This window comes from Vibrio sp. 1401 (genome assembly GCF_033340295.1).
Window position 1 is genome coordinate 1 of record NZ_JAWOWF010000062.1, and the last position, 24,853, is coordinate 24,853.

21 protein-coding genes are annotated in these 24,853 nt (G+C 46.6%); 14 read left to right on the forward strand and 7 right to left on the reverse strand.

Annotation, left to right across the window (positions count from 1 at the left end; genetic code table 11):
* Positions 1–170: 170 nt before the first annotated feature.
* The gene (locus R7Z77_RS21800; RefSeq protein ID WP_064354580.1) at positions 171–755 is read right to left on the reverse strand and encodes an NAD(P)H-dependent oxidoreductase; all 585 of its coding nucleotides are present in this window, start codon (positions 753–755) and stop codon (positions 171–173) included.
* 270 nt (positions 756–1,025) lie between these two features.
* Between R7Z77_RS21800 and R7Z77_RS21805 the strand changes: the two genes are divergently transcribed.
* Positions 1,026–1,367 (forward strand): ArsR/SmtB family transcription factor, encoded by a 342-nt coding sequence (locus tag R7Z77_RS21805; RefSeq protein ID WP_064354579.1) that lies wholly within the window; start codon positions 1,026–1,028, stop codon positions 1,365–1,367.
* 85 nt (positions 1,368–1,452) lie between these two features.
* Positions 1,453–2,508 carry an ACR3 family arsenite efflux transporter gene (arsB, locus tag R7Z77_RS21810; protein WP_005385145.1) on the forward strand — a complete coding sequence of 352 codons (1,056 nt, stop codon included), beginning with the start codon at positions 1,453–1,455 and terminating at the stop codon, positions 2,506–2,508.
* Between the two features lie 36 nt (positions 2,509–2,544).
* Here the strand turns inward: arsB and R7Z77_RS21815 are convergent, their stop codons facing one another.
* Together R7Z77_RS21815 and R7Z77_RS21820 are read right to left on the reverse strand one after the other, a co-directional pair.
* Entirely contained in the window at positions 2,545–3,324 is a 780-nt protein-coding gene (locus tag R7Z77_RS21815; RefSeq protein ID WP_064354577.1) for an AraC family transcriptional regulator, read from the reverse strand.
* Between the two features lie 19 nt (positions 3,325–3,343).
* A complete protein-coding gene (locus R7Z77_RS21820; RefSeq protein ID WP_064354576.1) occupies positions 3,344–3,877 on the reverse strand; it encodes a YbhB/YbcL family Raf kinase inhibitor-like protein in 534 nt (177 codons plus the stop codon).
* A 187-nt stretch (positions 3,878–4,064) separates the two neighbouring features.
* Between R7Z77_RS21820 and R7Z77_RS21825 the strand changes: the two genes are divergently transcribed.
* The 4 genes from R7Z77_RS21825 to R7Z77_RS21840 all read left to right on the forward strand — a co-directional run bounded on the left by R7Z77_RS21825 (position 4,065) and on the right by R7Z77_RS21840 (position 8,042).
* Positions 4,065–4,856, forward strand: a complete 792-nt coding sequence (locus R7Z77_RS21825) for a PhzF family phenazine biosynthesis protein (RefSeq protein WP_213967966.1) — start codon at positions 4,065–4,067, stop codon at positions 4,854–4,856.
* Positions 4,857–5,063: 207 nt separating this feature from the next.
* Entirely contained in the window at positions 5,064–6,014 is a 951-nt protein-coding gene (locus R7Z77_RS21830) for an HlyD family secretion protein (protein WP_372587974.1), read from the forward strand.
* 4 nt (positions 6,015–6,018) lie between these two features.
* A complete protein-coding gene (locus R7Z77_RS21835; RefSeq protein WP_064354575.1) occupies positions 6,019–6,945 on the forward strand; it encodes an ABC transporter ATP-binding protein in 927 nt (308 codons plus the stop codon).
* Positions 6,945–8,042 carry an ABC transporter permease gene (locus tag R7Z77_RS21840; RefSeq protein WP_064354574.1) on the forward strand — a complete coding sequence of 366 codons (1,098 nt, stop codon included), beginning with the start codon at positions 6,945–6,947 and terminating at the stop codon, positions 8,040–8,042. The genes R7Z77_RS21835 and R7Z77_RS21840 overlap by 1 nt, the downstream gene beginning before the upstream one ends.
* Before the next feature lie 109 nt (positions 8,043–8,151).
* Here the strand turns inward: R7Z77_RS21840 and R7Z77_RS21845 are convergent, their stop codons facing one another.
* Both R7Z77_RS21845 and fdhF read right to left on the reverse strand, forming a co-directional pair.
* Positions 8,152–8,523 carry a hypothetical protein gene (locus R7Z77_RS21845; RefSeq protein ID WP_141135663.1) on the reverse strand — a complete coding sequence of 124 codons (372 nt, stop codon included), beginning with the start codon at positions 8,521–8,523 and terminating at the stop codon, positions 8,152–8,154.
* A gap of 363 nt (positions 8,524–8,886) precedes the next feature.
* Positions 8,887–13,125, reverse strand: a complete 4,239-nt coding sequence (gene fdhF, locus R7Z77_RS21850) for a formate dehydrogenase subunit alpha (protein ID WP_213967967.1) — start codon at positions 13,123–13,125, stop codon at positions 8,887–8,889.
* 315 nt (positions 13,126–13,440) lie between these two features.
* On the opposite strand from fdhF, the gene R7Z77_RS21855 reads away from it, so the two are divergent.
* The 7 genes from R7Z77_RS21855 (at position 13,441) to R7Z77_RS21885 (ending at position 23,484) form a co-directional block, all read left to right on the forward strand.
* The gene (locus R7Z77_RS21855; protein ID WP_064354572.1) at positions 13,441–13,863 is read left to right on the forward strand and encodes a hypothetical protein; all 423 of its coding nucleotides are present in this window, start codon (positions 13,441–13,443) and stop codon (positions 13,861–13,863) included.
* A gap of 135 nt (positions 13,864–13,998) precedes the next feature.
* Positions 13,999–15,387, forward strand: coding sequence for a TolC family protein (locus R7Z77_RS21860; protein ID WP_064354571.1), 1,389 nt, complete (start codon positions 13,999–14,001; stop codon positions 15,385–15,387).
* Positions 15,388–15,399: 12 nt separating this feature from the next.
* Positions 15,400–17,118: an efflux RND transporter periplasmic adaptor subunit gene (locus R7Z77_RS21865; RefSeq protein WP_064354570.1), complete on the forward strand. Its 1,719-nt coding sequence runs from the start codon at positions 15,400–15,402 to the stop codon at positions 17,116–17,118.
* Between the two features lie 2 nt (positions 17,119–17,120).
* Entirely contained in the window at positions 17,121–20,330 is a 3,210-nt protein-coding gene (locus R7Z77_RS21870; RefSeq protein WP_318136827.1) for an efflux RND transporter permease subunit, read from the forward strand.
* Between the two features lie 76 nt (positions 20,331–20,406).
* On the forward strand, positions 20,407–20,973 hold the full coding sequence (gene copI, locus R7Z77_RS21875) for a copper-resistant cuproprotein CopI (RefSeq protein ID WP_064354568.1): 567 nt from the start codon (positions 20,407–20,409) through the stop codon (positions 20,971–20,973).
* A 327-nt stretch (positions 20,974–21,300) separates the two neighbouring features.
* On the forward strand, positions 21,301–22,152 hold the full coding sequence (locus R7Z77_RS21880) for a carbenicillin-hydrolyzing class A beta-lactamase CARB-42 (RefSeq protein ID WP_005375420.1): 852 nt from the start codon (positions 21,301–21,303) through the stop codon (positions 22,150–22,152).
* A 282-nt stretch (positions 22,153–22,434) separates the two neighbouring features.
* The gene (locus tag R7Z77_RS21885) at positions 22,435–23,484 is read left to right on the forward strand and encodes a sensor domain-containing diguanylate cyclase (RefSeq protein ID WP_213967968.1); all 1,050 of its coding nucleotides are present in this window, start codon (positions 22,435–22,437) and stop codon (positions 23,482–23,484) included.
* 112 nt (positions 23,485–23,596) lie between these two features.
* Here the strand turns inward: R7Z77_RS21885 and R7Z77_RS21890 are convergent, their stop codons facing one another.
* On the reverse strand, positions 23,597–23,749 hold the full coding sequence (locus R7Z77_RS21890; RefSeq protein WP_005375418.1) for a hypothetical protein: 153 nt from the start codon (positions 23,747–23,749) through the stop codon (positions 23,597–23,599).
* A 246-nt stretch (positions 23,750–23,995) separates the two neighbouring features.
* Between R7Z77_RS21890 and speG the strand changes: the two genes are divergently transcribed.
* The gene (speG, locus tag R7Z77_RS21895; protein ID WP_005375417.1) at positions 23,996–24,535 is read left to right on the forward strand and encodes a spermidine N1-acetyltransferase; all 540 of its coding nucleotides are present in this window, start codon (positions 23,996–23,998) and stop codon (positions 24,533–24,535) included.
* 47 nt (positions 24,536–24,582) lie between these two features.
* On the opposite strand, the gene R7Z77_RS21900 is transcribed toward speG, so the two are convergent.
* Positions 24,583–24,783, reverse strand: coding sequence for a hypothetical protein (locus R7Z77_RS21900; protein WP_318136828.1), 201 nt, complete (start codon positions 24,781–24,783; stop codon positions 24,583–24,585).
* Positions 24,784–24,853 lie beyond the last annotated feature (70 nt).

The following is a 24,853-nucleotide window of genomic DNA, read 5'->3' on the forward strand; positions in this document are numbered from 1 at the left end:
TCTGTCGCACTAACATTTGTAAACGATCACTGGATCACATTGTTTTAATTCTGAAATTGGCTGCGGAATGACGGATAAAAACGTCACCTCGCCGCAAACAAATAAAAATGGACCGCATGCAGCAGTCCATCTCAATTCATCATTCAGTTCGCACTATCTTTCTAAAAGGATTAGAAGTTTTCGTTAATGTGAGCTTCGAAACGAACAAAATCGTTTTCGATATCTGCGTTCTTCATCACGTCGTAACAAGCAAATGTAGGCAGTGCTGACATACCAAAGAAGCGGAAGTTAGCGTGCATGTGGAACATCAAATCGTCCACGCCTTTACCTTGGAATAGGTATTCGCTCTCATCATCAAACGATTCTTCTGGCGCGTTGAATGTCAGTGACAGCATGTATTTGCTGTTGGTTTGAGTGCCGCCTGTACCATAGTTTTTCTTTGGTTCTTCTGCGCTACGGCCATCGAATGCACATAGTGCGCCGCCCATACCCGCAGTAAACACGTCGTCCATGTATTTTTTGAATGACCAAGGCACAGACATCCAGTTGATTGGGCTTTGGATGATCACGCGATCAGCCCACTCAAAGTGTGCGAGTTGCTCATCTACGTTGATCTCATCTTGCATTGTCACAACGCGAACCTTATGGCCTTTTGCTTGCAGAAGCGTCTGTGCTTTGTCGACAAGAGAAGCATTTAGACGACCTTCTGAATATGGTGATGGTTCGTGTGCATTGATGATCAGTACGTTGCTCATGGGATTACCTTTAAATAAGTTCACAAGATGACGCAGTAACCATTGTGCGTCGGATGTGGTTTATTATGGTAACCTAGAAATATAGTGCAATTAGTTAACTTTTAGTAACCTACTTAATTTTTATTATATCACTGTTTTTAAAACATATATTTTTTTCAATTTTTTATTCATCGTTATTTTACGATTAATTTTTTCATCGAGTTGTTGCATCTTCCACAGAGCAGGCGTACACTTTATCGCAATTCGACGATTAACTATTAAGGCCAGCGAATGAGTGATAAGTGCAAGGACACGTGCGAAGTTGTTTTTCAGACAACGCAACAACAGCTCGAGAAAGAACAAACTCTCGCAGCGCAAGCAAAAGCTTTGTCGCATCCAGCACGTTTGCGCATTCTGCATATCCTGCACACGCTCGATACCATGGGCGGTTGTTTGAACAGTGATTTGGTTTCTGAACTGGGTCTTGCGCAATCTACTGTTTCCGAGCACTTGCGTATTCTCAAGCAAGCAGGCTTTATCAGCGCCGAGCCAAACCCACCTAAGGTGTGTTACCGCATTCAACGCGACGCGTTTGATCAGTTCAATCTAGGATTTTCCAAGTTCTTTGATTAATGCCCTTTGCACGCTGGTCAGGCGTGCAGAGATAAACTATACCTTTAACCATCGTCTTTCGACGATAAACGAATAAGAGAACACTATGACTACTCAAGTTTTAAATAGTGCCAGCGACAAAATGAGCTTCTTGGACCGTTACTTAACGGTGTGGATTTTTGTTGCAATGGCAATCGGTGTAGGTATTGGCGCAGCATTCCCTCAAGTAGCTGAGTGGAACGAGTCAATGTCAGTTGGTAGCACAAACGTACCGCTAGCGATTGGTTTGATTTTGATGATGTACCCGCCACTCGCAAAGGTGAACTACAACCTGCTAGGCACAGTGACGAAAGATAAAAAAGCAATCACGCTGTCTTTGGTCATGAACTGGATTGTCGGCCCTATTTTGATGTTCATCCTTGCATTGACTTTCCTAGGTGATCATCCGGGTTACATGGTTGGTATCATTCTGATCGGTCTTGCTCGTTGTATTGCGATGGTATTGGTATGGAACGATATCGGTGGTGGTAACAAAGAATACGGCGCAGCCCTAGTTGCATTAAACAGCGCTTTCCAAATCGTGACTTACAGTGTGATGGCATGGTTGTTTATCACTGTGTTGCCACCAGTCTTTGGTTACGAAGGTTTCGTAGTTGATATCTCGATGATGGACATCGCGGAAAGCGTTCTTATTTACCTTGGTATCCCATTCCTAGCGGGCTTCCTAAGCCGCAAATGGCTGGTCGCTGCGAAAGGTGAACAATGGTACAACGACGTATTCATCCCACGCATTTCACCAATTACGCTTATCGCCCTGCTTGCGACCATCGTACTGATGTTCAGCTTGAAAGGTGAAATGATTCTTGAACTGCCAATGGATGTATTCCGTGTAGCAATTCCACTGGCTATCTACTTTGTGTTGATGTTCTTTGTCAGCTTCTTCGTTGGTAAGAAAATGGGCATCGACTACGACAAAAACGCGTCAATTGCTTTCACGGCAACAGGCAACAACTTTGAATTGGCAATTGCGGTTTCTATCGCGGTGTTTGGCCTAAACTCAGACCAAGCTTTTGCTGGTGTCATTGGCCCGCTGATCGAAGTGCCTGTATTGATTGCTTTGGTGAATGTAGCATTGCGAATGAAAGCCAAATATTATGGCTAACCTAAAAAGCACAAAAAATACAAAAGCGGTAAAACATTAACTCACTACCGTTTTAATATACTCGCTGGGCGTTAGGCCGAACTTACTTTTAAAGCGTTGGCTAAAACGCCCCTCTGACTGATAACCACACAACTGTGCGAGCATAGCAACGTTATACGAGCCATTTTGCATCAAGTAAAGTGCGTGATTTAAGCGCACTTCTGCCAATACTTCACGATACTGGGTACCTTCTTGTTTCAGTTTGCGTATCAATGTTGCTCGGCTCATAGCAAAGTGCCCCGCGACCATGTCTAATGGATGCCCCTCCCCTGGAGAGCGCGATAAGTAACGACTAAGTTTCTGACTAAAAGAGATATGTGAACTCGAGAACAACCGATGCAATAACCCTCTCTCAGCTAGCTGCTGATATAGGCCCATAATCCAATAGCGTTGTGTCGCTTCACTTAAGCTTTCCCGCTCAAACGAAAACAAAGCATTTAACGTCGCTTGCAATGCTTTATCTGTCTCAACAACGGGTACATAGTTTCCTAATGCGTTGCTCATGCTTAGCTCCAACATTTCATCGCTAGGCACACAGTGAAAACTGAACATTCGAGAAAGAAATCGCCCTTGTAGAGGAAGATTTTCAAAATTTAGGGATGCATTTGCTTCACAAAGCATGATATTTGGATGATGGATGTCGAGTACTTCGTCTTTCCAGAAAAGATGTTTACTCCCCTTAACAATCTGAATAAGGCTTGGGGAGTGAATCCTGACATTACGAAGCTTCTGCTGCTGCTCCGCACGAAACAGCGTAACCTGATATTGGTGACCCATTCTCTCCCCTTATATTCAATTATCGCGTGTAAGTCGTGGTTAATGTCGCTTTACCCAAAGCAACACTATTCAAAGTAAACCCTACAATGGCTGGTGGCGTGTTTTCATCCAAATTCAGTTCTTCAGTTGGCAATGCCCACACCGTAAACTGGTAACGATGCATCCCATCATTCTTTGGAGGACACGCGCCGCCGAACCCCGTTGTGCCGTAGTCAATACGAGATTCTTTGACGCCTAACTTGTTCATATCAATTCCTCGAGGCAGCTCGCTAACGGTGGATGGAATATTAAACGCTATCCAATGCCAAAAACCACTGCCTGTTGGTGCATCGGGGTCATACACGGTGATCGCAAAACTTTTTGTGCCCTTTGGAGCTTCTTTCCACATCAATTGTGGTGATTGATTCCCGCCATCACATCCCCAACCAGAGTATTCAAATGTCTTCGCCATCGGGTGGCCTTCTTGAATATCTCTACTCACGAGTTCAAATGCATGTGTAGAACCGACCGCAAAAACACTCAATACCAAAACTGACTTGTAGATCGCTTTCATGTTTTTCTTCCTTTCAATGAATTCAACACTAGTCTAAATACCCAGCAGTTCGAATCTTTGTCAGTAAGTATCAAAAAACACAAAATAATCTATAATTTTGACACTTTAAGATTCTAACACAAATTTCTTACTCTCTTAATTGCACTTGGTTTATGCTAATTAATCGCTCACGGAATAAGGAAAGAAAATGGAATTGGATATCTACGTGGTGGACGCCTTCACCGATACGCAATTCAAAGGCAACTCAGCAGCGGTGGTACCGTTAGAGGAATGGCTAGCCCCAGAATTGATGCAAAATATCGCGACAGAAAACAACTTGTCGGAAACGGCTTTTCTAAAATCCATTGGCGCAAACCGATATGAGATTCGTTGGTTCTCTCCTATAACTGAAATCGACTTTTGTGGACACGCCACACTGGCCTCGTCGTTAGTGCTGTTTGATGAGCTTGGCATTAATGGCACGATTGAATTTCATACTCTGGAAGTAGGAACCCTCACCGTAGAGAAGAATGCGCAAGGTAAGATCGATATGACGTTCCCTGCTCGTCTTCCAAAAGCCGTTTCTGATATTCCCTCGGCATTGATTGAAGGCCTAAGTTGCGATGTGGAACGCGTACTGCTTAGCCCTCAAGCGTATTTCGTGGTGGTCGGCAACCAGCAGGAGTTACTTGAGGTTCAATACCGTTCAGAGCACCTCAAGACACTCGCTCCTTACGATGTGGTCGTTACCGCGAAAGGCGATCAACAAGACTTTGTATCTCGTTACTTTTGGCCTGCAAATGGTGGTGACGAAGACCCCGTAACTGGCTCGATTCACGCTGGGTTAGCACCGTTCTGGGCAGAAGCGTTAGGCAAAACATCACTGGTCGCTTACCAAGCTTCTCAGCGCGGAGGCATTTTGCACTGTGAAGTTACTGGCGAACAAGTAAGAGTATCTGGCGACGGCGTGCTCTACATGAAAGGCAAGATTTTTGTTTAAATGATATTCATGTAATCAACTTAAAAGAGCCAAGTAAAGCACGGCTTCCGCAGGATAAAGCCAGCTTCAATAATTAATCAATTGATGAATATTGAAGGAATTAACTTCCTAGCCGGACAAAACTGACTCACGTTACACTGAATGCAGTTCCACACTCTTCTATAGCTTGATACGAATTCGAGTTCACCTTCTTAGAGGAAGCGTCGCATGATGAAGCGAATCATTCTTGGCACCCTAGCCCTGACTCTTTTAACTGCCTGTTCCAAAGATGACGGACAGCAAGCCCTTGGCACACTAGAACGTGACCGCGTAACCTTTACTGCAACCTCTAGCGAGATAATTCGCGCCCTTCCCATCAAGGAAGGCAGCCAAGTCACCGAAGGAGAAGTGCTGGTTCAGCTCGATACAAAGAACCAAGAAGCCGTTTTAGCTCACGCCGTAGCCGAACAAGCCAAGGCTGACGCCTATCTTTTGAAATTGACCAATGGTGAGCGACCAGAAGACATTGCCGCAGCGCAAGCTCGCGTTGCCAGAGCGGAAGCTCAATTGGTTGAAGCGCAAAAGAACTACCAACGTAAAGCAGAGTTAGTTCGTAAGAAACTCATCAGCCAATCAGAAAAAGACACAGCTTTAGCAGCCAGAGATTCTGCCCGTGCAGAGCTAGACTCCTCACAAGAAGAGTTCAGCAAACTGACCGCTGGCTCTCGCCCTGAAGATATTGAACAAGCGAAAGCCGCACTCATGGCAGCAAAAGCCGATGTGGCACTGCAAGAACAGAAACTAGCAGAACTCACCATCACCGCCACGCGAGATGGCTTGTTAGATAACCTACCGTTTAACCTTGGTGAACGCGTTCCTGTGAATGGCATTGTTGCAGTAATTCAAGCGAGCCGCGTCCCATACGCCCGTGTTTATGTTCCTGCCAACTACCGAGTCAACTTTGTGCCGGGTAAAACGGTTAACGTGCATGTAGATGGCGTTGAGCAACCATATAGCGGCACCGTTCGTTGGGTAGCGACTGAGCCTTCATTTACGCCTTATTTCGCGCTTACCGAGGAAGAACGCTCGCGTTTGATGTACCTAGCAGAAGTCGACCTTCAAGACTCAGCACAATCCTTGCCTTCAGGTATTCCAGCTCAAGTGGATTTGGTGGAGTAAGCCAATGACCGAATACGCGATTCAAGCTGAAAATGTAGTGAAGAAGTTTGGTGACTTCACCGCCATCAACAACATCACGCTCAATGTGCCCAAAGGCAGTATTTATGGTTTTCTTGGCCCTAACGGTTGCGGTAAATCGACAACCATTCGTGTGTTGACTGGCTTACTTAGCCCAAGCGAGGGCAATGTCGATGTACTCGGGTTAGAGATCCCAAAACAATCGGAGCTTCTGCGCCTCAAGATTGGCTACATGACACAAAAGTTTTCCCTCTATGATGACCTCACGGTTCAAGAGAATCTTGAGTTTATTGGACAAATCTTTGGTATGGAAACCAAGGCCCTGAAAGCTCGCATCGAAGAACAACTGTCAACCTACGGTCTCGACCAACTACGCAAACAGCGCGTCGGCGGAATGAGTGGCGGGCAGAAACAACGCTTGTCTCTCGCCGCAGCCACCATGCATAAACCAGAACTGTTGTTTCTCGATGAACCCACGTCTGCGGTTGACCCAGAGAACCGACGCGATTTCTGGGAGCAATTGTTTGATCTCTCTGACCAAGGTGCGACGATTTTGGTCACTACGCACTACATGGATGAAGCAGAACGCTGTCATCGTCTGGCGATTATGGAAGCCGGGGAAATCCGCGCCGATGGTGAGCCAGAAGAACTCATGGCGCAAATGGGCGTTAACATCGTCGAAGTCAAAGCGGATAACTTACGCGAGCTAAAAGAGAAAGTCATTCAGCGCGAAGAAGTCCGTTCTGCCGCACAGCTCGGCATTCGCTTACGCATTTTGATCCACCAGCACATCGAACAACCGATCGAATGGTTAACCCAAACCTTTCCTGAGCTTGATGGCTGCGAGATGAACATTGCTCGCCCGAGCTTGGAAGATGTGTTTGTCAGCGTGACGGGAGAAGGTCGCCAATGATGAAATCTATTGCCCGCATGAAAGCGGTGATGATCAAAGAGATCCGTCAGCTTTCACGTGACCGCATTACCTTTGGCATGGTCGTGATGATCCCGCTAATTCAGCTTCTGCTGTTCGGCTTTGCCATTAATACCGATATTCGCAACATCCCCGTTGGCGTCGTCGATCAAAGTGGCAGCACTGCCGGGCGTGTGATCACCGAGTCCGTCAAAGTCACGCAAGTGGTCGATGTGGTCGAAACCTTCGCTACCGCAACAGAAGCCGAGCAAGCCATTCAAGACGGCTTGGTACGAGCGGCTTTAATTCTGCCTAGCGATTTAACCCAACGTATGGTGCAAGGGCGAGAGCTTGGCCAATGGATTGTGGATGGTTCAGACACCATGATCAGCTCTGCGATTCTCTCACTACAAACCATGCCGTTAACAGATTTTGATTTTGAAATACGCCCTACTCCAACCAAAACCTTTGAAGTTGCGCTGTATTACAACCCGAGTCGGCGCTCGGCGGTGAACATTGTCCCTGGTTTATTGGGCGTGATTCTGACCATGACGATGATCTTGTTCACCAGTGCAGCCATTGTTCGAGAACGAGAACGTGGCAATTTAGAGTTACTGATTACTACGCCAATCCATTCCATAGAACTCATGGTAGCGAAGATCATCCCCTACATCTTTGTTGGTCTGATACAGGTGTTTATCATTTTAGGCTTGGGTCACTGGATATTTGGTGTGCCGATAAACGGCGCCATTAGTCAGATACTATTTGGCACGCTATTGTTTATCGCCGCGAGTTTAACCTTAGGTTTGGTGATATCCACCATTGCGACGACACAGCTTCAGGCAATGCAGATGACGGTGTTTATTCTTTTGCCGTCGATTCTTCTATCCGGATTTATGTTCCCTTATGAAGGAATGCCCATCGCGGCACAATGGATATCCGAAGCGCTGCCTGCCACCCACTTTATGCGAATTATTCGTGGTGTGGTGCTGCGTGGTGCAGACCTAATGGAACTATGGCGAGATACAGTTTGGTTACTTGGATTCACCGTTATCGGCCTTATTGTCGCTTCATTTCGCTTCAAAAAATCACTCGACTAATCCCACGATATTGCGTTCATTCCTTAAAAACAAAAATAGCCCCAACGAAGGGCTATTTTTTGTTTCTGTATTCATACACTGTGCTATCGAGCTCAACTCTCAGACAATATTAATAGTACTCACCGTAGGAACAATCTCGTAAATCGGAAATATTGTAGTTTTTCAAAGAGTTTATTTTAAAGTTGAACACTACCTGTTTACAGACAACGCCTTCGCGATCCGTGTACGTGATAATACCTTCACTGTACGCACGCTGACCATCAGAGGATGTCACGTCAGCAACAAGTTCCAAATGGCCCTTGTGCGCGTCTACGCGATTCATCATCTCAAACACATCGACCCACTCTTCGCGATTTGCCATTTGTATTAGCATGGACTTCGCCTGTGTTTCCAACTGCTGGGGGTATACATAATAACGGTTGTAACCAAAGTATGCGCACATAAGTAATAAAACGAGTGCTAATGAGGTTGTTCTTGTCATACAAGCTTCCTCTTGTTGTTATAAAAATCTTGCTTCGTTAATTCAGTATAGGAAGCGAGCAAAGTTTAGGTTATAGAACTTGCCCAAATAACAGGGGACAGTCAGAGACAGTCAATTCTATGACAAGCTCAACAACAAACTCTATTGCAGTCTCATCATGAGTTTGAACAAAAATACGCCTCAGAGAAAGCAAGAAGTAAGAAGGGAAAACTAACCAGAGCGAGGTGATAACAGAAAAGTAAAAGGAATTGGAGGAAAAAGACAATCAGAGTGAATGTAGTGAGAGCGGAAATCAAGATTAGATTATCCGCCCATCAACTAGGCTCAAATTGTCAGTGACAACAACAACGCGACTCACCGAGTTTAAACGTGTTGGTAACTATCTTCGAGAGACTCTGTCTGCGTTTTTTTCTCGCTCACTTCCACTTTAACCGCAGCGACCTTGAACTCAGGGATCTTCGCATGCGGGTCAGTCGCCGTTGTCGTTAAACGGTTCACCGGAGACTCAACAAAGTGGAATGGAATGAATACCACACCTTTTTGAATACGCTTAGTCACAAAGGCATCAATCTCAATGCTGCCGCGACGTGTAGACACCGTCAGACGCTGACCATTACTGATGCCTAGCGCTTCTGCGTCTTCCACGCTCACCATCGCGCGAGGGCCTGCAAGGTTATCCAATCCTTTGGTCTTACGCGTCATGGTGCCAGTGTGGAATTGCTCAAGTACACGACCTGTAGTAAGCACCAGTGGATACTCTTCATCTGGCAGCTCAGCCGCATAACGGAACGGTACGCCCACCATTTGTCCTTTACCACGAGTAAACTGGGTTTGGTGCATGATGCGAGTACCTGCCGGGTTGTTCTTGTTGCTCGGCCATTGCACACCGTTTGGCGTAATGGCATCCCAACGAAGACCAGCGTATTGAGGTGTCACACGTGCGATTTCATTGGTGATATCAGACACGCAGTGATAATCCCAATCACTACCCATGGCATTGGCGATTTCTTGAATAATCCACCAATCTTCTTTCGCTTCACCCGGTGCCGTGACAACCTGATTCACGCGCTGAACACGACGCTCCGTATTGGTGAAGTGACCCGCTTTCTCTGCAAACGAGCAAGAAGGCAGAACCACATCCGCGTATTGTGCAGTCTCCGTTAGGAAGATGTCCTGAACCACTAAGAAATCGAGCGCTTCTAAGCCCTCAATCACATGCGCTTGGTTCGGGTCACTCAACACTGGGTTCTCACCCATAATGTACATACCACGGACGTCACGATGGCAAGCCGCATCAATGATTTCTGTCAGGGTTAGACCTTGCTCAGAAGGCAGATTTGGTGCGTTCCATTCAATAGCAAACTTCTGACGCACAATTGGGTTGTATACCTTTTGGTAGCCTGGGAAGCTGTTTGGCAAAGCACCCATATCACACGCGCCTTGCACGTTAGATTGACCACGTAGCGGGTTAATACCACCACCTTCAATACCGATGTTGCCACACAGTAATTGCAGGTTAGCGATAGAACGCACGTTGTCATGACCAGTCGTATGCTGAGTAATACCCATCGAGTAGTAAACAGCCGTACGATCTGCCGTACCGATCATGCGCGCCATTGCTTGAATGTCTTCGGCTTTTACGCCTGTAACCAACTCCACTTTATCGAGGTTGTAAGCTGGCGACATCACTTCTTGCAGTAAGGTATCAAAGCCGTCGACACGTTCTTCGATGTACTCTTGATCATACCAACCGTTCTTGATGATCTGCTGCATGACGCCGTTAAGGAACATCACATCCGTACCCGGACGGTGCGCCATATACAGCTCAGCATGCTCTGCCATATCGACACGTTTCGGGTCAGCTACAATCAAACGAGCGCCGTGATGACGAATTGCTTGTTTAATATGTGAAGCGATAATCGGGTGCGCCGATGTAGTATCCGAACCGATAATAAAGATCACATCCGAGTGCTTAATGCTTGGAATGTCGTTGGTCATTGCACCACTACCGAGTGATGCCTCAAGACCGGTTACACTCGATGCGTGACACAAGCGCGCACAGTGATCGACGTTATTGGTGCCTAGTTCACGACGGACAAATTTTTGGAACGCGTAGTTGTCTTCGTTGGTGGTTTTCGCTGAAGAGAAACCCGCCAATGCGTTGCTGCCAAAATCTTGCTTGATGCCAGAGAACTTGCTTGCAATCAGTTGAATCGCCTCTTCCCAACTCGCAGGCTGCAACCAACCGTCTTTACGAATCAAAGGCGTGGTAAGACGCTCTTCACTGCCGATGAAATCAAAACCAAAGCGCCCTTTCACACACAGCATGCCTTGGTTCACTGGCGAGTCACCGCCCTTCACGTAACGAATCGTATTGGTTGCTTCGTCCACGAACATAGTCAACTTACAACCCACACCACAGTACGTACAAATGGTGTCGACCGCTTTCAGATCTTCAGTACGACCTTGTGAACGGTCACGACTATCGACCATCGCGCCCGTTGGACACACTTGAACGCACGCGCCACATTGCACGCAGTTCGAATCGCCCATTAGGGTTAAGCCATTCTTGTTACTTCCAAAGTGTGGACGGTCGTCAGGACGTAATGCAGGACGACCTTGTTTGTCGCACACAAAGTTCAGTACGCCGTGCACGGCTTTGTCACGACACGCTTGGATGCACTGACCACAACTAATACAGCGGTTGGCATCAAACTCAATAAACTCAGAGCTACGGTCAACTTCGTACTTATGACGCAAGTCTTTCGCACGAAGATCTAACCAATCTTGATGCGATTTAATCTGCAAGGAGAAGTCAAAGCTTTGCTGAGCTTCATATTCGGTGGAGTAATCACGCAGCGCACAATCGGTATTTGCCTGACAGCCACATTCTAGACAGCGCGCGGCTTCCTTCATTGCTTCTTCGTTATCAAAACCCAACTCCACTTCAGCGAAGCTTTGCTCGCGTTGTACTGGAGTCAGCTCAGGCATGATAGAGCGAGCGACTTTCTGGATGTTCTCGAAGTGAAGCGGATCGACTTGAGAGAGCTTCTTCTCTTTACGCGAGTTGAACGCTGCCTTTGGCATATCCGCCATATCGCCATTCAAAAACAGGTCAATCGCTTTTGCCGCAACGCGGCCATCACCCACCGCTTCAACTGCCGTTGCTGGACCACGGCGGAAATCACCAATACTGAAGATGTTGCCCGTGCCGGTGTGCATGGTCTTTTCATCTGCATCAGAGGTGTTCCAACGCGTAAGCGGAATCGACAAATCTTCGCCTTCGAGGAAGCTCAGATCTGGCTTTTGCGATACTGCCGCAATCACGGTGTCGAACTCTTCGGTGAAGAACTCGCCAGTTGGTTTAGGGCTTCGACGACCAGATGCATCCGGCTCACCCAACGCCATGCGTTCTAGACGAATTGCATTCACGCGTCCGGTTTCATCGGCAAGGTTTTCTGCCGGGTTGGTTAAGAAGTGGAATTTCACCCCTTCGTGTTCCGCTTCGACAATCTCATAGTCTTCTGCTGGCATTTCGTCACGGGTTCGACGGTAAATCAACGTGGTGTCTGCACCAGCGCGACGCGCAGTACGAGCACAGTCAATTGCCGTGTTACCACCACCGATCACCGCGACTTTCTGACCCGTAACGTAGCTTTGTTCGGTAACGTAATCTTTAAGATAATCAACACCTAAGTAGCAACCTTCAAGATCACTGCCTGTGTAATGCATTTCAACCGCTTGAGACGCGCCGACAGCCAAACACACCGCGTCGTATTCTTCACTCAATTGAGAGAGCGTGAAATCAACACCCAGCTTTTGATTGGTGTGAACTTGCATGCCATTGCGGCACATCAGTTCGATTTCTTTATCTAGAATGTCTTTTGGCAAACGGTATTCTGGGATGCCATAACGCAACCAACCGCCCGCTTTTGGCATGGATTCAAAGACCGTAACGTCATAGCCTTCGTTCGATAGGTAGTAGCCGGCCGTTAGACCACCAGGACCACTGCCGACGACGGCAATGTTCAAACCTTTGCTTGGTTTCTTTTCTGGCACATAGGCTTCATGCGCAGACAGATCTGCATCCGCGGCATGACGTTTTAGCTGACGAATTGCAATAGGCTCATCGACTAACGAGCGGCGACATTCGCTCTCACAAAATGCTGGGCACACACGACCAATCGATAGCGGCATAGGAAGCGTACGCTTAATCACTTCAATCGCTTTTTGATGATCGTTCTGTGCGATGTGATAAAGGTACGATTGGATATCAACGCCCGCTGGACACGCGGTTTTACATGGCGCTTCACAATCGGCGTAATGGTCCGTCATGATACGGTTGAGTGCTTTTCTGCGGTGCTCGCTTAATTGTTCTGATTGCGTGACCACATTAAGGCCGCGGTAAACTTCAAGTTCACACGCACGCTTAGTACCGCCGCTTTCGACTTCAACCACACACAAGTCACACGGTACTTTTTCATTACTTTTGTTCATTCCGCACAGCGATGGGATCTCGACCCCACACACTTTTGCTGCTTCTAAAAGGGTTAGACCCTCTTCTACAATTCTATATTTTCCATCGATGACAATTTCTATCATGCAACCCCCGCAGCAAAGCAAATCCAAATCTGCACAAGTAAAACCATACATTCTATAAGGATAATCATTTGTAAGACAAGTTAGTGTGATGTAAAACTTATAAACCACATTTTTCACGTGTCATAAAAAGCGAGGGCTTCTTTCGCTAACTTTCAACACTCGGTGTTTAACAAACGTTTTACTCCCTCGAAAGTGCGAAAACTGAAGGGTTGGACTATTTTGATAATAAGAGTAATAAATGATTGACCTTACCCTTAGGTTAACCTTTAGAATCGAAGGGTTTTCATCATTTTCATCAAACACATGGGAAAAGGTATGCACTTAAAATCGCTGCATACAATCTGGTTAACTCTCTTCACGACGCTAGTACTGTTGGTATCTAGTGTGGCGAACAGTGAGCTGTTGATGAATATTCAAATGATGTCTACTGGCATGGCTCATCATCCTTCTATGATGAGTGACAGCGAACACTGTGGTATGCCTGGTATGATGGACGTCTCCATGACAGACGCTTCTATGTCCGAAGATGGCGATGCAAGAGAAACCAGCATGAACTGTGGTGGAGGCTCTGGCATGGTTCATACCTGCTGTACTGCCGCGTGTACGATAGTTTTCGTCCCCCTACCGAATCCTACCAATAGCCCAATGCCCGTCATCTATCGCGCAACTATTACTCCTGAAGTTGCTTCCCCAGTCGTACACGTCAGCCGCGACCTATATCGACCTCCAATAGCCTAAATCCGTCCTAGCATTCGACCCTGCGCGTGTATCGCAGGTTGTTTTAATGCGCCTGAACGATGAGGTAACAAGGCTTTACTGTTCCCGCAATAAAATCCGCACCTCCATCGATCCGGCGAACACTGGATTTAGATTATGGATATCAAACCATACCGCTTAGCTGCACCTATTTTTATGGTGGCTCTGGTCGCTGCGCCTACCTTGGTTAACGCCGCAGGAAAAGAGACGCACGCAGCGCAAAATTCCGCATCAAGTGAGCGAGCTTCAACGACCAAGCTTGCCCAACTGATCAACGTCGCTTTGAGTAACGATGGCAATCGTAAGCAATACTCTGCGCAATCTGCTGCCATGCGTGAAACGGGCGTCGCGAGTGCGACCTTGATGGACCCAAAACTGAAAGTGGGTTTTGGTGGCTTGCCTGTCGACAGCTTCAAATTCGATGAAGACCCAATGACCAACATCTCCGTTGGTTTAATGCAACAGTTTGAGCGTGGCTCGACGCTTGATTTACAGCAGAAAAAAGCCAATCAACAAGCCGACGGCCTTGGGCTTCAAGTCCATGCTCGTGAGCTTGAAGTAGCCAACAGCATGACTCAACTTTGGTTAGAACTTGGTTACCAGCAACGCGCTGAACAAATCATGCTTGAGAATCGCAAGTTGATGAAGGAGATGGAAAGCTTTATTCAAACCAACTATTCGATTGGTAAGAGTGAAGCGCAAGATCTGCTCAATGCCCAGCTTCAAGTCAGCAAGTTGGATGAGAAACTGCAAGCCAACGCACAAATGCAACGTCGTCTTATCTCTCAACTCTCCGAATGGTTGGGGTCAGATTGGTTGGCAAACGAAGAGGCTCTGCACGCGAGCAATCAACTTAATTGGGACACACTGAACAGCAAACTTGCTGCCAGTCAGGGTTCCACCAAGCATTATCAGCAACTCAGCCAACACCCGATGGTTAAGATGGCCGACGTCAGTATTTCTGCCAATAAAACGCAGGTGGAAATTGCTGAGCAAGCCTACAACCCACAATTTGGCGTCGAAGTAATGTACGCCTACCGCCAAGCCGACAACATGATGGGTGAACCCGCCTCCGATTTGGTCAGCGCTTACCTAACCATGGACATTCCGTTGTTTACGGGTGACCGCCAAGATCGCAATCTCGCGGCCGCTCAATACCAAGTTGGCGCGGCACAATCACAAAAAGACACCTTACTAACGCAGATGAATGCCAAGGTGAACACTCTGTTGGTTGATCGCGGCAACTTAACCCAACGCTTAGAACGTTATCAATCCACCTTATTGCCTCAAGCGAAAGCGCGCATTCAAGCCGTTGAGCGGGGTTATCAAAACAACACAGCGCAGTTTAACGATGTGATTTCCGCCACGACTGACGAGTTGGCTCTGCAATTGGAGCAACAACGTCTACTGACCGATCTCAACATCGCAAACAGCAATTTAGCCACCCTACTCGGTGGTTTCGACTATCAAGTCGAGCAACCAGAACTGTCTGAATTTAAAAAATAATAAGGTAAAACAATGAAAACATTACAAGTTGCAACCATCGCGCTGATTGTTGGTGGTGCTTTAGGGTTTGGTGCTAATCATTTTCTTACGGGCTCGGCTCACGACATGAGTGCGATGGGTGGCGAATCTGCTGCAAGCTCTAATGATCCGCTTTACTGGGTTGCCCCAATGGATCCGAATTACAAACGCGACAAGCCGGGTAAGTCCCCAATGGGCATGGATTTGATTCCGGTTTACGCAGAAGACCTATCCGGTGAACAAGACGCACCGGGTACAGTGACTATTGACCCTTCAGTAGAAAACAACCTCGGGGTTAAAACCGCAAACGCGACACTACAACAACTATCACCACGCATCGAAACGGTTGGCTATATTGCCTTTGATGAAAGTCTGTTATGGCAAACCAACGTTCGTGTGGCGGGTTGGGTAGAAAAACTCTACATCAATGCCGTGGGTGAGAAAGTGAAGAAAGGCGATGTGCTGTTCACGCTCTACTCTCCGGAACTGGTTAAAGCACAAGAAGAATTGCTGAATGCGTACCGCACTGGCCGCAAAGGTCTTGTAAAAGGCGCGACCGAGCGCTTGGTAACGCTTGGTGTTGACCGTGCTCAAATCAAATCCATTACTCGTAGTGGTAAAGCATCGCAAACCATTGAAATCAAAGCGCCTGCTGATGGCGTTATCGCGAGCTTAAACGTGCGTGAAGGTGGCTATTTGTCCCCTGCTCAAGCGGTGATCAGTGCAGGTCCTTTGGACAATGTTTGGGTTGATGCGGAAGTCTTTGAGCGTCAAGCGCACTGGATGAAAGCGGGTTCTCAAGCCACGATGACCCTTGACGCGATTCCGGGCAATGAATGGCAAGGCGTCGTAGATTACGTGTACCCAATCCTTGATCCGAAAACACGTACGTTGCGTGTGCGTCTTAAATTCCCTAATCCAGATGGCGCATTGAAGCCAAACATGTTCGCCAATATTGCTCTGCAGCCTGTTACTGACGACGCAGTATTAACGATTCCTAAATCATCTGTTATTCGCTCTGGCGGTATGACTCGCGTTGTTCTGGCTGAGGGCAAAGGCAAATACCGCTCAGCTCGAATTGAAGTTGGCCGTGAAGCTGGCGAACAAATCGAAGTATTACAAGGACTTAAACAAGGCGATAAGATCGTTACTTCATCTCACTTCATGCTCGACTCTGAATCAAGCCAGTCGGCGGATCTGTCTCGCATCAATGGTGTAGAAGCAGCAGCAGAAACGGCATGGGCCAAAGGTGAGATCACGGATGTGATGAAAGATCACCGTATGCTGACCATCAACCACCAGCCTGTACCAGAATGGGATTGGCCGGGCATGGTAATGAACTTCACTTTCGCAGATGGCGTTGAGATGGGTGACTTGAAAAAAGGTCAGGCTATCGAATTTGAAATGCAAAAGACGGAGTCCGGTCAGTACCAAATCATCGACTACAAGGCAGACAACAGCGTCATTGCCGCAGAGGTTTGGCTAACTGGTGACATTAGCATGCTGATGGCTGATTTTGGCATGATCACCTTAAACCACCTACCGGTTGCAGAATGGAACTGGGATGCAGGCGAGATGAACTTCTCTGTGGGTGAAGACGTTGATCTATCGGGTTTTGAAGAAGGACAGAAAGTTCGGTTTCTAGTTGAAAAACAAGGATCTGACTACGTTCTTAAACAGCTAGTTCCTGCAACAACAGCCGTCGAGGGTTAATTATGATCAATGCTATTATTCGTTGGTCACTGAGCAACCGATTCCTAGTGTTGGTCGCGACCTTAGCCCTTGTATTAGGCGGACTTTACAGTGTAAAGAATACGCCTGTTGATGCGATTCCGGATCTTTCTGATGTGCAAGTGATCATCAAGACAAGCTATCCGGGGCAAGCTCCTCAAGTCGTCGAGGATCAAGTCACTTACCCACTCACCACCGCCATGCTTGCCGTGCCGGGTGCTGAGACAGTTCGTGGCTACTCATTCTTTGGTGACTCTTACGTTTATATCATTTTCAACGATGATACCGACATGTACTGGGCACGTTCACGCGTGTTGGAGTACTTAAGCCAAGTAGCACCCAAGCTGCCACCGAACGCAAAACCAACGCTAGGTCCTGATGCAACGGGCGTGGGCTGGGTTTACAGCTACGTATTACAAGACAAAACCGGCAAGCATGATTTGGCGGATCTTCGCAGCCTGCAAGACTGGTTCTTGAAGTACGAATTGCAAACCGTTGATGGCGTTTCTGAAGTCGCTACCGTCGGCGGTATGGTGAAGCAGTATCAAGTGCAGATTGATCCTGCCAAGCTGCGTGCGTACAACCTCACTCTGCAACAAGTGAACATGGCAATCCAAAACGGTAACCAAGAAACCGGCGCGTCCGTTATCGAAGTGGCCGAAGCCGAGCACATGGTTCGTACCACGGGTTACCTAACCAGCATTGAAGACATTAAATCACTGCCTCTCAAAGTCACTGAGAAAGGCACGCCGTTGCTATTAGGAGACATCGCAGACATTAACCTTGGTCCACAAATGCGCCGTGGTATCTCAGAGCTGAATGGCGAAGGTGAAGCGGTCGGTGGCGTTATCGTGATGCGCTTTGGTGAAAACGCCAGTGAAGTGATTGCGAAGGTCAAAGACAAACTCGCAGACCTACAACGCAGCCTGCCAGAAGGCGTGGAAATTGTTGCAACCTACGACCGTTCTACCCTTATCGATTCAGCGGTAGAAAACCTATGGAAGAAGCTTGCAGAAGAGTTCATCGTCGTTGCGATTGTGTGTGCGTTGTTCCTGTTCCACAGTCGTTCTTCATTGGTTATCGCTCTGAGCCTACCGGTTGGCATTCTCACTGCGTTTATCGTAATGCATTGGCAAGGCATCAATGCCAACATCATGTCCTTGGGTGGTATTGCGATTGCCATCGGTGCCATGGTGGATGGTGCAATCGTGATGATTGAAAACGTTCACAAGCACATTGAACGAACGCCACTGACCGATAAAAACCGCTGGCAAGTAATCGGCAAAGCCGCAGAAGAGGTCGGCGCACCGCTGTTCTTCTCGTTGTTGATCATTACTCTTAGCTTCGTACCAGTGTTCGCCTTAGAAGGTCAGGAAGGCAAGATGTTCTCGCCGCTTGCGTTCACTAAGACTTACGCCATGGCAGCGGCAGCAGGTTTGGCAATCACGCTCGTGCCTGTACTTATGGGCTACTTCATTCGCGGTAAGGTGTTACCGGAACACAAAAACCCGGTTAACCGCGGCTTGGTCGCGTTGTACCGCCCGCTGTTGAACACCAGCTTAAAATACCCTAAGACCATGATTGTTATCGCATTAGGTCTGATGGCATCGGCTTACTACCCAACCAGTAAACTGGGTAGCGAGTTCATCCCGCCGCTGGATGAAGGCGACTTGATGTACATGCCAACGACCTATCCGGGTATCTCAATTGGTAAAGCACGTGAGCTTCTACAACAAACCAACAAGCTGATCAAAACCGTTCCAGAAGTGAAAACCGTATGGGGAAAAATTGGCCGAGCTGAGACCGCAACCGATCCAGCGCCACTCACCATGATTGAAACCGTGATTCAGTTGAAGCCACACGACCAATGGCGTGAAGGGGTAACAACCGAGTCACTGCGCAAAGAGTTCGACAAGCTAGTTCAGTTCCCTGGTCTTACTAACGCTTGGGTAATGCCGATCAAAACGCGTATCGACATGCTGGCAACGGGCATCAAAACCCCTATCGGCATTAAGATCGCCGGACCCGATCTGAAAGTGATTGAGAAGATCGGTTCTCAGTTGGAGCCAATTCTTAATGGCGTACAAGGCACCGCATCGGTTTACGCAGAACGTGTAGCAGGTGGTCGTTATGTCACGATCGACATTAAACGTCGTGCCGCAGCGCGTTATGGCTTAAACATCAAAGACGTTCAGCAAGTGATCTCCACTGCGGTGGGCGGCATGAATGTGGGTGAAACCATCGAAGGCTTGGAGCGTTACCCAATCAACGTTCGTTACCCACAAGACTACCGCGACTCAGTGGTTAAACTGCAAAACCTACCGTTAGTGACACCAAATGGTGCTCGTATTGCACTGGCTGACGTAGCGGACATTCGTTACGAAGACGGCCCTCCGATGATCAAGACGGAAAACGCGCGTCCAAACGGCTGGGTGTTTGTCGACATCGATGGTCGTGACCTTGGCTCTTACGTCGTGGAAGCGCAGCAAGTCGTAGCTGATCAATTGGAACTTCCTGCGGGTTACTCGCTGGCTTGGTCTGGTCAATACGAATACATGGAGCGTGCGAAAGACAGATTGAGTGTCGTGGTACCAATCACCATCGCCATCATTATGCTGCTGCTTTACTTCAGTTTCCGTCGTGTCGGTGAAGTGATGATCATCATGCTTACCCTACCGCTCGCTATGGTCGGTGGTTTGTGGCTCATGCATATCCTCAACTACAACTTCTCGATTGCTGTTGGGGTCGGCTTTATTGCCCTAGCAGGCGTCGCGGTTGAAATTGGGGTCATCATGCTCGTCTACCTCAACCAAGCATGGCACTACAAAAAGCTGGATGCGGAAGAGAGCCAACAGAAGCTTGAGGCGAAAGACCTAACCGATGCCATTCGTGAAGGTGCAGGCCTGCGTGTCCGCCCAGTAATGATGACGGTACTGACGGTCATTATTGGTCTGATTCCGATCATGTACGGCGAAGGTACAGGATCAGAAGTAATGCAACGCATCGCCGAACCAATGATTGGCGGTATGGCATCGGCACTGCTGCTGACGCTGTTGGTACTTCCAGCCATCTTCAAGCTGTGGAAACAACGTGAGTTGCGCCCAAACAACTCAACTCCGAGCCAAACAAGCACGCAAACTGGCAACCAAATCGAAAACGCCGACAGCACAGATCGCACTGGCAACAAGGCTTAATCCCTACCTTCCCCTCAATCAATTCGTTTGGGGGGAAGCAACCAAGTTATTAATGAATTAAAACAAGGATATAAAAATGAAAAAGACACTAATCACTCTTGCTCTAGCCCTAACAACAACGACTGCGTTTGCCCAAATGGATCATTCAAACATGGACCACGCGAACATGGCTCATAGCAACATGAAGCATGAAAATATGGACCACGGCAGCATGAAGATGGACCACAGTAAAATGGACCATTCAAACATGATGGATATGCCGGGCATGTCGGCAGTAGGTATGCCAGCAAAAGGGGCAAAGCCAGACAAGGTGGTACACGTTATCTTGGGTGATGACATGACCATCAAGTTCAAAAAAGACGTTAAGATTGAGCCAAACGATGTGGTGCAGTTTGTAGTCATGAACACAGGTAAGATCAACCACGAGTTTACGATTGGTTCGGCTAAAGAGCAGCTAGAACATCGCGAAATGATGAAAACAATGAGTGGTGATCACATGCACGACTCGGGCAACTCTGTGACGGTCGAACCGGGTAAAGCGAAGCAGTTGTTGTGGCATTTCCACGGTGACAACAAGATTGAGTTCGCGTGCAACATTCCGGGCCATGCAGAAGCGGGCATGGTTAAAAAGATTGAACTGTAAGTAATTATCCAAATAGGCAAAAGGAGCTGATGATTCAGCTCCTTTTATGTCTCTGGAGCAAACTATTCGTTAGCTCATGACAAGGAATTCTGAGCCAGTGTCTCACGCTAAGATATTTTTGTGACCGAATCACTGACGTAATATATAAGCCAAACTACAGGCCTTGATAGCAACACTCTTCTCCCCATATTGAGACTGTTTAAGCGTATTGCGAAGAATCCTACATAAAATAGACATAGATTTAACAGTGCTTAGAGTATTGGCTCGTTATAGTTTACGTGACATCGCTATGGTGCGAACTAAAACTAAAATTGAAGAACACGATCCATGAAAAAGTTATTTTTGTTGGCTGGGCTAATGGTTTGCTCAACCCTAAGTTACGCGTCCCAACTGAATGAGGACATTTCTCTCCTCGAGCAACAAACCTCAAGCAGAATTGGGGTGTCAGTTTGGGATACCCAAGCAGACGAGCGTTGGGATTACCGTGGCGATGAACGCTTCCCACTCATGAGCACATTCAAAACCCTAGCTTGTGCCAAAATGCTAAGTGATATGGACAGCGGTAAGCTAAGTAAAAATGCGACCGCAAAAGTCGATGAGCGCAGTATCGTTGTATGGTCTCCAGTGATGGATAAGCTCGCAGGCCAAAACACACGCATAGAGCACGCGTGTGAAGCCGCTATGTTAATGAGTGATAATACCGCAGCCAACTTAGTATTAAATGAAATTGGCGGCCCTAAGGCCGTAACAATGTTTCTGCGAACAATTGGAGATAAAGCAACGCGCCTAGACAGAATAGAACCTCGCTTGAACGAAGCCACACCAGGCGACAGCCGCGACACAACCACACCTAACGCCATACTAAACACTCTTCGAACTTTGGTCGAAGGCGAAACGTTGTCTTATGAGTCTCGTGTACAATTAAAAATCTGGATGCAGGACAACAAAGTTTCAGACTCGTTAATGCGTTCTGTATTACCAACAGGTTGGTCTATTGCAGACCGTTCTGGTGCGGGAGGTCATGGTTCGCGTGGCATTAACGCGATTATATGGAAGGAAAATCATCGACCTGTTTACATTAGTATTTATGTCACAGAAACCGAGCTCTCACTTCAAGCTAGGGACCAACTCGTTGCGCAGATAAGTCAGTTGATTTTACAAAAGTACAAAGACAATTAAGTCACCACTCACCTGACCCTATTTGTATCCTTTTCTAGCCCTTCTATTCCAGAAGGGCTCATTCTGTACTTCCATCTTAAAAACACCACTTATTGAGTAATGACTTACTTATAAATAGGTATAAGATTTACTTATTTAGGGTGAGTTAACGCCCACATTAAGCAACCAAATGCACACAAACGGCGATAATTAAACCATACTCTTACCAAGAAGCACATTTTCTACAAAATAGCTTCACGTAATTTATTGTTGGTATTTGCAACATTGCCAAGGAGATGTCTATTGAGACTTGAAAGAACTTTTAACCCTGATGACTTATCGATGCAAAACATGGAAAGTCCGATATGTATGCCGATAGGGTTTGTTCACTTTTTAGCTCAATCGGAAACACTACAGCAAGTACTTGATACGGTGGCAGAATGGATAAATCGTATATTTAATTCTGACCGTGCGAGTATCACACTTTATGAAAACAATGATCATTTAAAGGTCTACTCTTTCTCTGGTAGTAAAGCGATTCCCGCTGAATTTTTAGTGCCCATTCATCAAGCGTTTGTTGGCCGAGTGTTCAAAAAGCAACAACTGATGATCTGCGACGATGTTACGCAATCTGATGAGATCGATTGTGTGATGCTCGCATCCAATGGTATGGGTACGTGTATGGACGCGCCTTTAATGCACGGTAAAGTCTGCCTAGGAACGCTTAATGTTGCGCATCATCAAACGCACATTTACACAAACGAACAAGCGGCACAGCTTCAGTGCATCGCTAATTGGATTGCTTTAAACATTGCCCTTCATATACAGATTATGAAAATGGAACACCTCGCCACGACGGATGATCTAACAGGTATTCCAAACCGCAGAGAGTTCATGCGACAAATCGAAAGCCGCCTAAATGAATACCGAACCCAGGGCATTGACTTCCATGTTGCTATTTTAGATCTCGACAGTTTTAAAAGCCTCAATGACCGATTTGGTCATGACGCAGGCGATAAATCACTGATCCATGCAGTTAATACTATTAAAAGTCATCTACTTGATTGTGACTTACTTGCCAGAGTTGGCGGTGAAGAGTTTGCCATCGTATTAAGAAGTCGCTCATCACAGCAAGCTCTAGACACATTAGAAACGATTCGTAATGCACTAGAAACGACGACCGTTCAACATTCAGGTTGTGATATGAGCTTCACCGCGAGTATTGGGGTAACTCAAGTCTGTCGTCTCGACGACTCATTTGAACCACTCGTTAAACGCGCCGACTTAGCACTTTACAAGGCAAAAGAAACCGGAAGAAATCGCGTTGAGTTTCATATTGGTGAAGAAAGGTAGAAAAAATAAAAAAAGGTAGCGACTCATTGCGCTACCTTTTATCGATTCTAACCCGCTTAAAATAACTAATACGAACTTTAAGCCAGTTAAAAATAAGAATGAGCAAATTTAATTATGCTTTCTTAAGATCTTTAGCTGGGTAAGTTAGTGTTTTTTCGCCTGCTTTTACATGTGTGTAAAAACCGCCACTGCTTAAACCTGTAACAACCATTTCGCCAAGATCGATACCTTTAGTCGCTACTACTACGTCACCGATTGAAAACATATTGAATACCTTGTTTGTTTAGATTAAGACACTAAGTCGTTGCGCGGTATTTAATACGATATTAGGCAAAGCACCTAATCGAGTTTTTTATCGTAAAGATTAATTTATATTTGTCGTGAACTCTAAGTTTCCACATTGAAAATCACAGGATATTTTCCAAAAAAAGATGCGCTATTCTTGTGAAATACGGTAATATTTTCTAGCATCAAGTGCGGAGGTATTCTCCGCCCTCATTGGAGAAAAATGATGAAGAAAGGCCTAAAAATGCGTGCATTAGAGCGTTCTGATTTGCGCTTTATTCATGAACTGAATAACAACCGAAATATCATGGCCTACTGGTTCGAAGAACCTTACGAGTCTTATGACGAGCTCGAAGAACTTTATCGAAAACATATACATGATGACGCTGAAAGGCGTTTTGTCGTCGAAGATGAAGACGGCATCGTAATTGGCTTAGTTGAGCTGATCGAGATTAACTACATTCACCGCAGCGCGGAATTTCAGATAATCATCGCCCCAGAGCATCAAGGCCGAGGTTATGCGACAGAGATGATTAATCGTGCGTTAGATTACTCATTCTCAATTCTTAATCTACGTAAAATCTACTTATTAGTCGCAGTGGATAACGAAGTCGCTATTCACTTATACAAAAAATGCGGCTTTATCGAAGAAGGTCACCTTGTAGAAGAATACTTTATTAACGGCGCTTACAGCGATGTTAAGCGCATGTATATATTAAAACACCAATACCAGAAAAAGATCGAAGAAAACAACTCAATTCACTAGTTCATTCTATCAAAGTAAAAGCGCAGCTATTTGGGCTGCGCTTTTATTTATTCAAATTGATATTGATATGATAATACGATGCGCTTGTCTGCTTCATCCAAATAGGTGTTGTTGTCCATGACAAACGTCATTACGTTAAAAGAGTGGCGTTTGCTCACGAGGTAACCAAGGCCGATACCACCAAAGAAGCCTTTGTAGTTCTCTCCTTCACTGTTTTCTGAGCCGTAAGTGCCTGCTGCGACCGTCATTCCGCAGCCAATTTCAGAATTAAAACAATGTGATCCAGTGATCGTTTACAAATGTTAGTGCGACAGACCT

What these genes read in the sequence shown, in the direction of transcription:
- R7Z77_RS21800 (WP_064354580.1), bottom strand. Translation starts at nt 755, where the DNA reads ATGAGCAACGTACTGATCATCAATGCACACGAACCATCACCATATTCA.
- R7Z77_RS21805 (WP_064354579.1), top strand. Translation starts at nt 1,026, where the DNA reads ATGAGTGATAAGTGCAAGGACACGTGCGAAGTTGTTTTTCAGACAACG.
- arsB (WP_005385145.1), top strand. Translation starts at nt 1,453, where the DNA reads ATGACTACTCAAGTTTTAAATAGTGCCAGCGACAAAATGAGCTTCTTG.
- R7Z77_RS21815 (WP_064354577.1), bottom strand. Translation starts at nt 3,324, where the DNA reads ATGGGTCACCAATATCAGGTTACGCTGTTTCGTGCGGAGCAGCAGCAG.
- R7Z77_RS21820 (WP_064354576.1), bottom strand. Translation starts at nt 3,877, where the DNA reads ATGAAAGCGATCTACAAGTCAGTTTTGGTATTGAGTGTTTTTGCGGTC.
- R7Z77_RS21825 (WP_213967966.1), top strand. Translation starts at nt 4,065, where the DNA reads ATGGAATTGGATATCTACGTGGTGGACGCCTTCACCGATACGCAATTC.
- R7Z77_RS21830 (WP_372587974.1), top strand. Translation starts at nt 5,064, where the DNA reads ATGATGAAGCGAATCATTCTTGGCACCCTAGCCCTGACTCTTTTAACT.
- R7Z77_RS21835 (WP_064354575.1), top strand. Translation starts at nt 6,019, where the DNA reads ATGACCGAATACGCGATTCAAGCTGAAAATGTAGTGAAGAAGTTTGGT.
- R7Z77_RS21840 (WP_064354574.1), top strand. Translation starts at nt 6,945, where the DNA reads ATGAAATCTATTGCCCGCATGAAAGCGGTGATGATCAAAGAGATCCGT.
- R7Z77_RS21845 (WP_141135663.1), bottom strand. Translation starts at nt 8,523, where the DNA reads ATGACAAGAACAACCTCATTAGCACTCGTTTTATTACTTATGTGCGCA.
- fdhF (WP_213967967.1), bottom strand. Translation starts at nt 13,125, where the DNA reads ATGATAGAAATTGTCATCGATGGAAAATATAGAATTGTAGAAGAGGGT.
- R7Z77_RS21855 (WP_064354572.1), top strand. Translation starts at nt 13,441, where the DNA reads ATGCACTTAAAATCGCTGCATACAATCTGGTTAACTCTCTTCACGACG.
- R7Z77_RS21860 (WP_064354571.1), top strand. Translation starts at nt 13,999, where the DNA reads ATGGATATCAAACCATACCGCTTAGCTGCACCTATTTTTATGGTGGCT.
- R7Z77_RS21865 (WP_064354570.1), top strand. Translation starts at nt 15,400, where the DNA reads ATGAAAACATTACAAGTTGCAACCATCGCGCTGATTGTTGGTGGTGCT.
- R7Z77_RS21870 (WP_318136827.1), top strand. Translation starts at nt 17,121, where the DNA reads ATGATCAATGCTATTATTCGTTGGTCACTGAGCAACCGATTCCTAGTG.
- copI (WP_064354568.1), top strand. Translation starts at nt 20,407, where the DNA reads ATGAAAAAGACACTAATCACTCTTGCTCTAGCCCTAACAACAACGACT.
- R7Z77_RS21880 (WP_005375420.1), top strand. Translation starts at nt 21,301, where the DNA reads ATGAAAAAGTTATTTTTGTTGGCTGGGCTAATGGTTTGCTCAACCCTA.
- R7Z77_RS21890 (WP_005375418.1), bottom strand. Translation starts at nt 23,749, where the DNA reads ATGTTTTCAATCGGTGACGTAGTAGTAGCGACTAAAGGTATCGATCTT.
- speG (WP_005375417.1), top strand. Translation starts at nt 23,996, where the DNA reads ATGAAGAAAGGCCTAAAAATGCGTGCATTAGAGCGTTCTGATTTGCGC.
- R7Z77_RS21900 (WP_318136828.1), bottom strand. Translation starts at nt 24,783, where the DNA reads ATGACGGTCGCAGCAGGCACTTACGGCTCAGAAAACAGTGAAGGAGAG.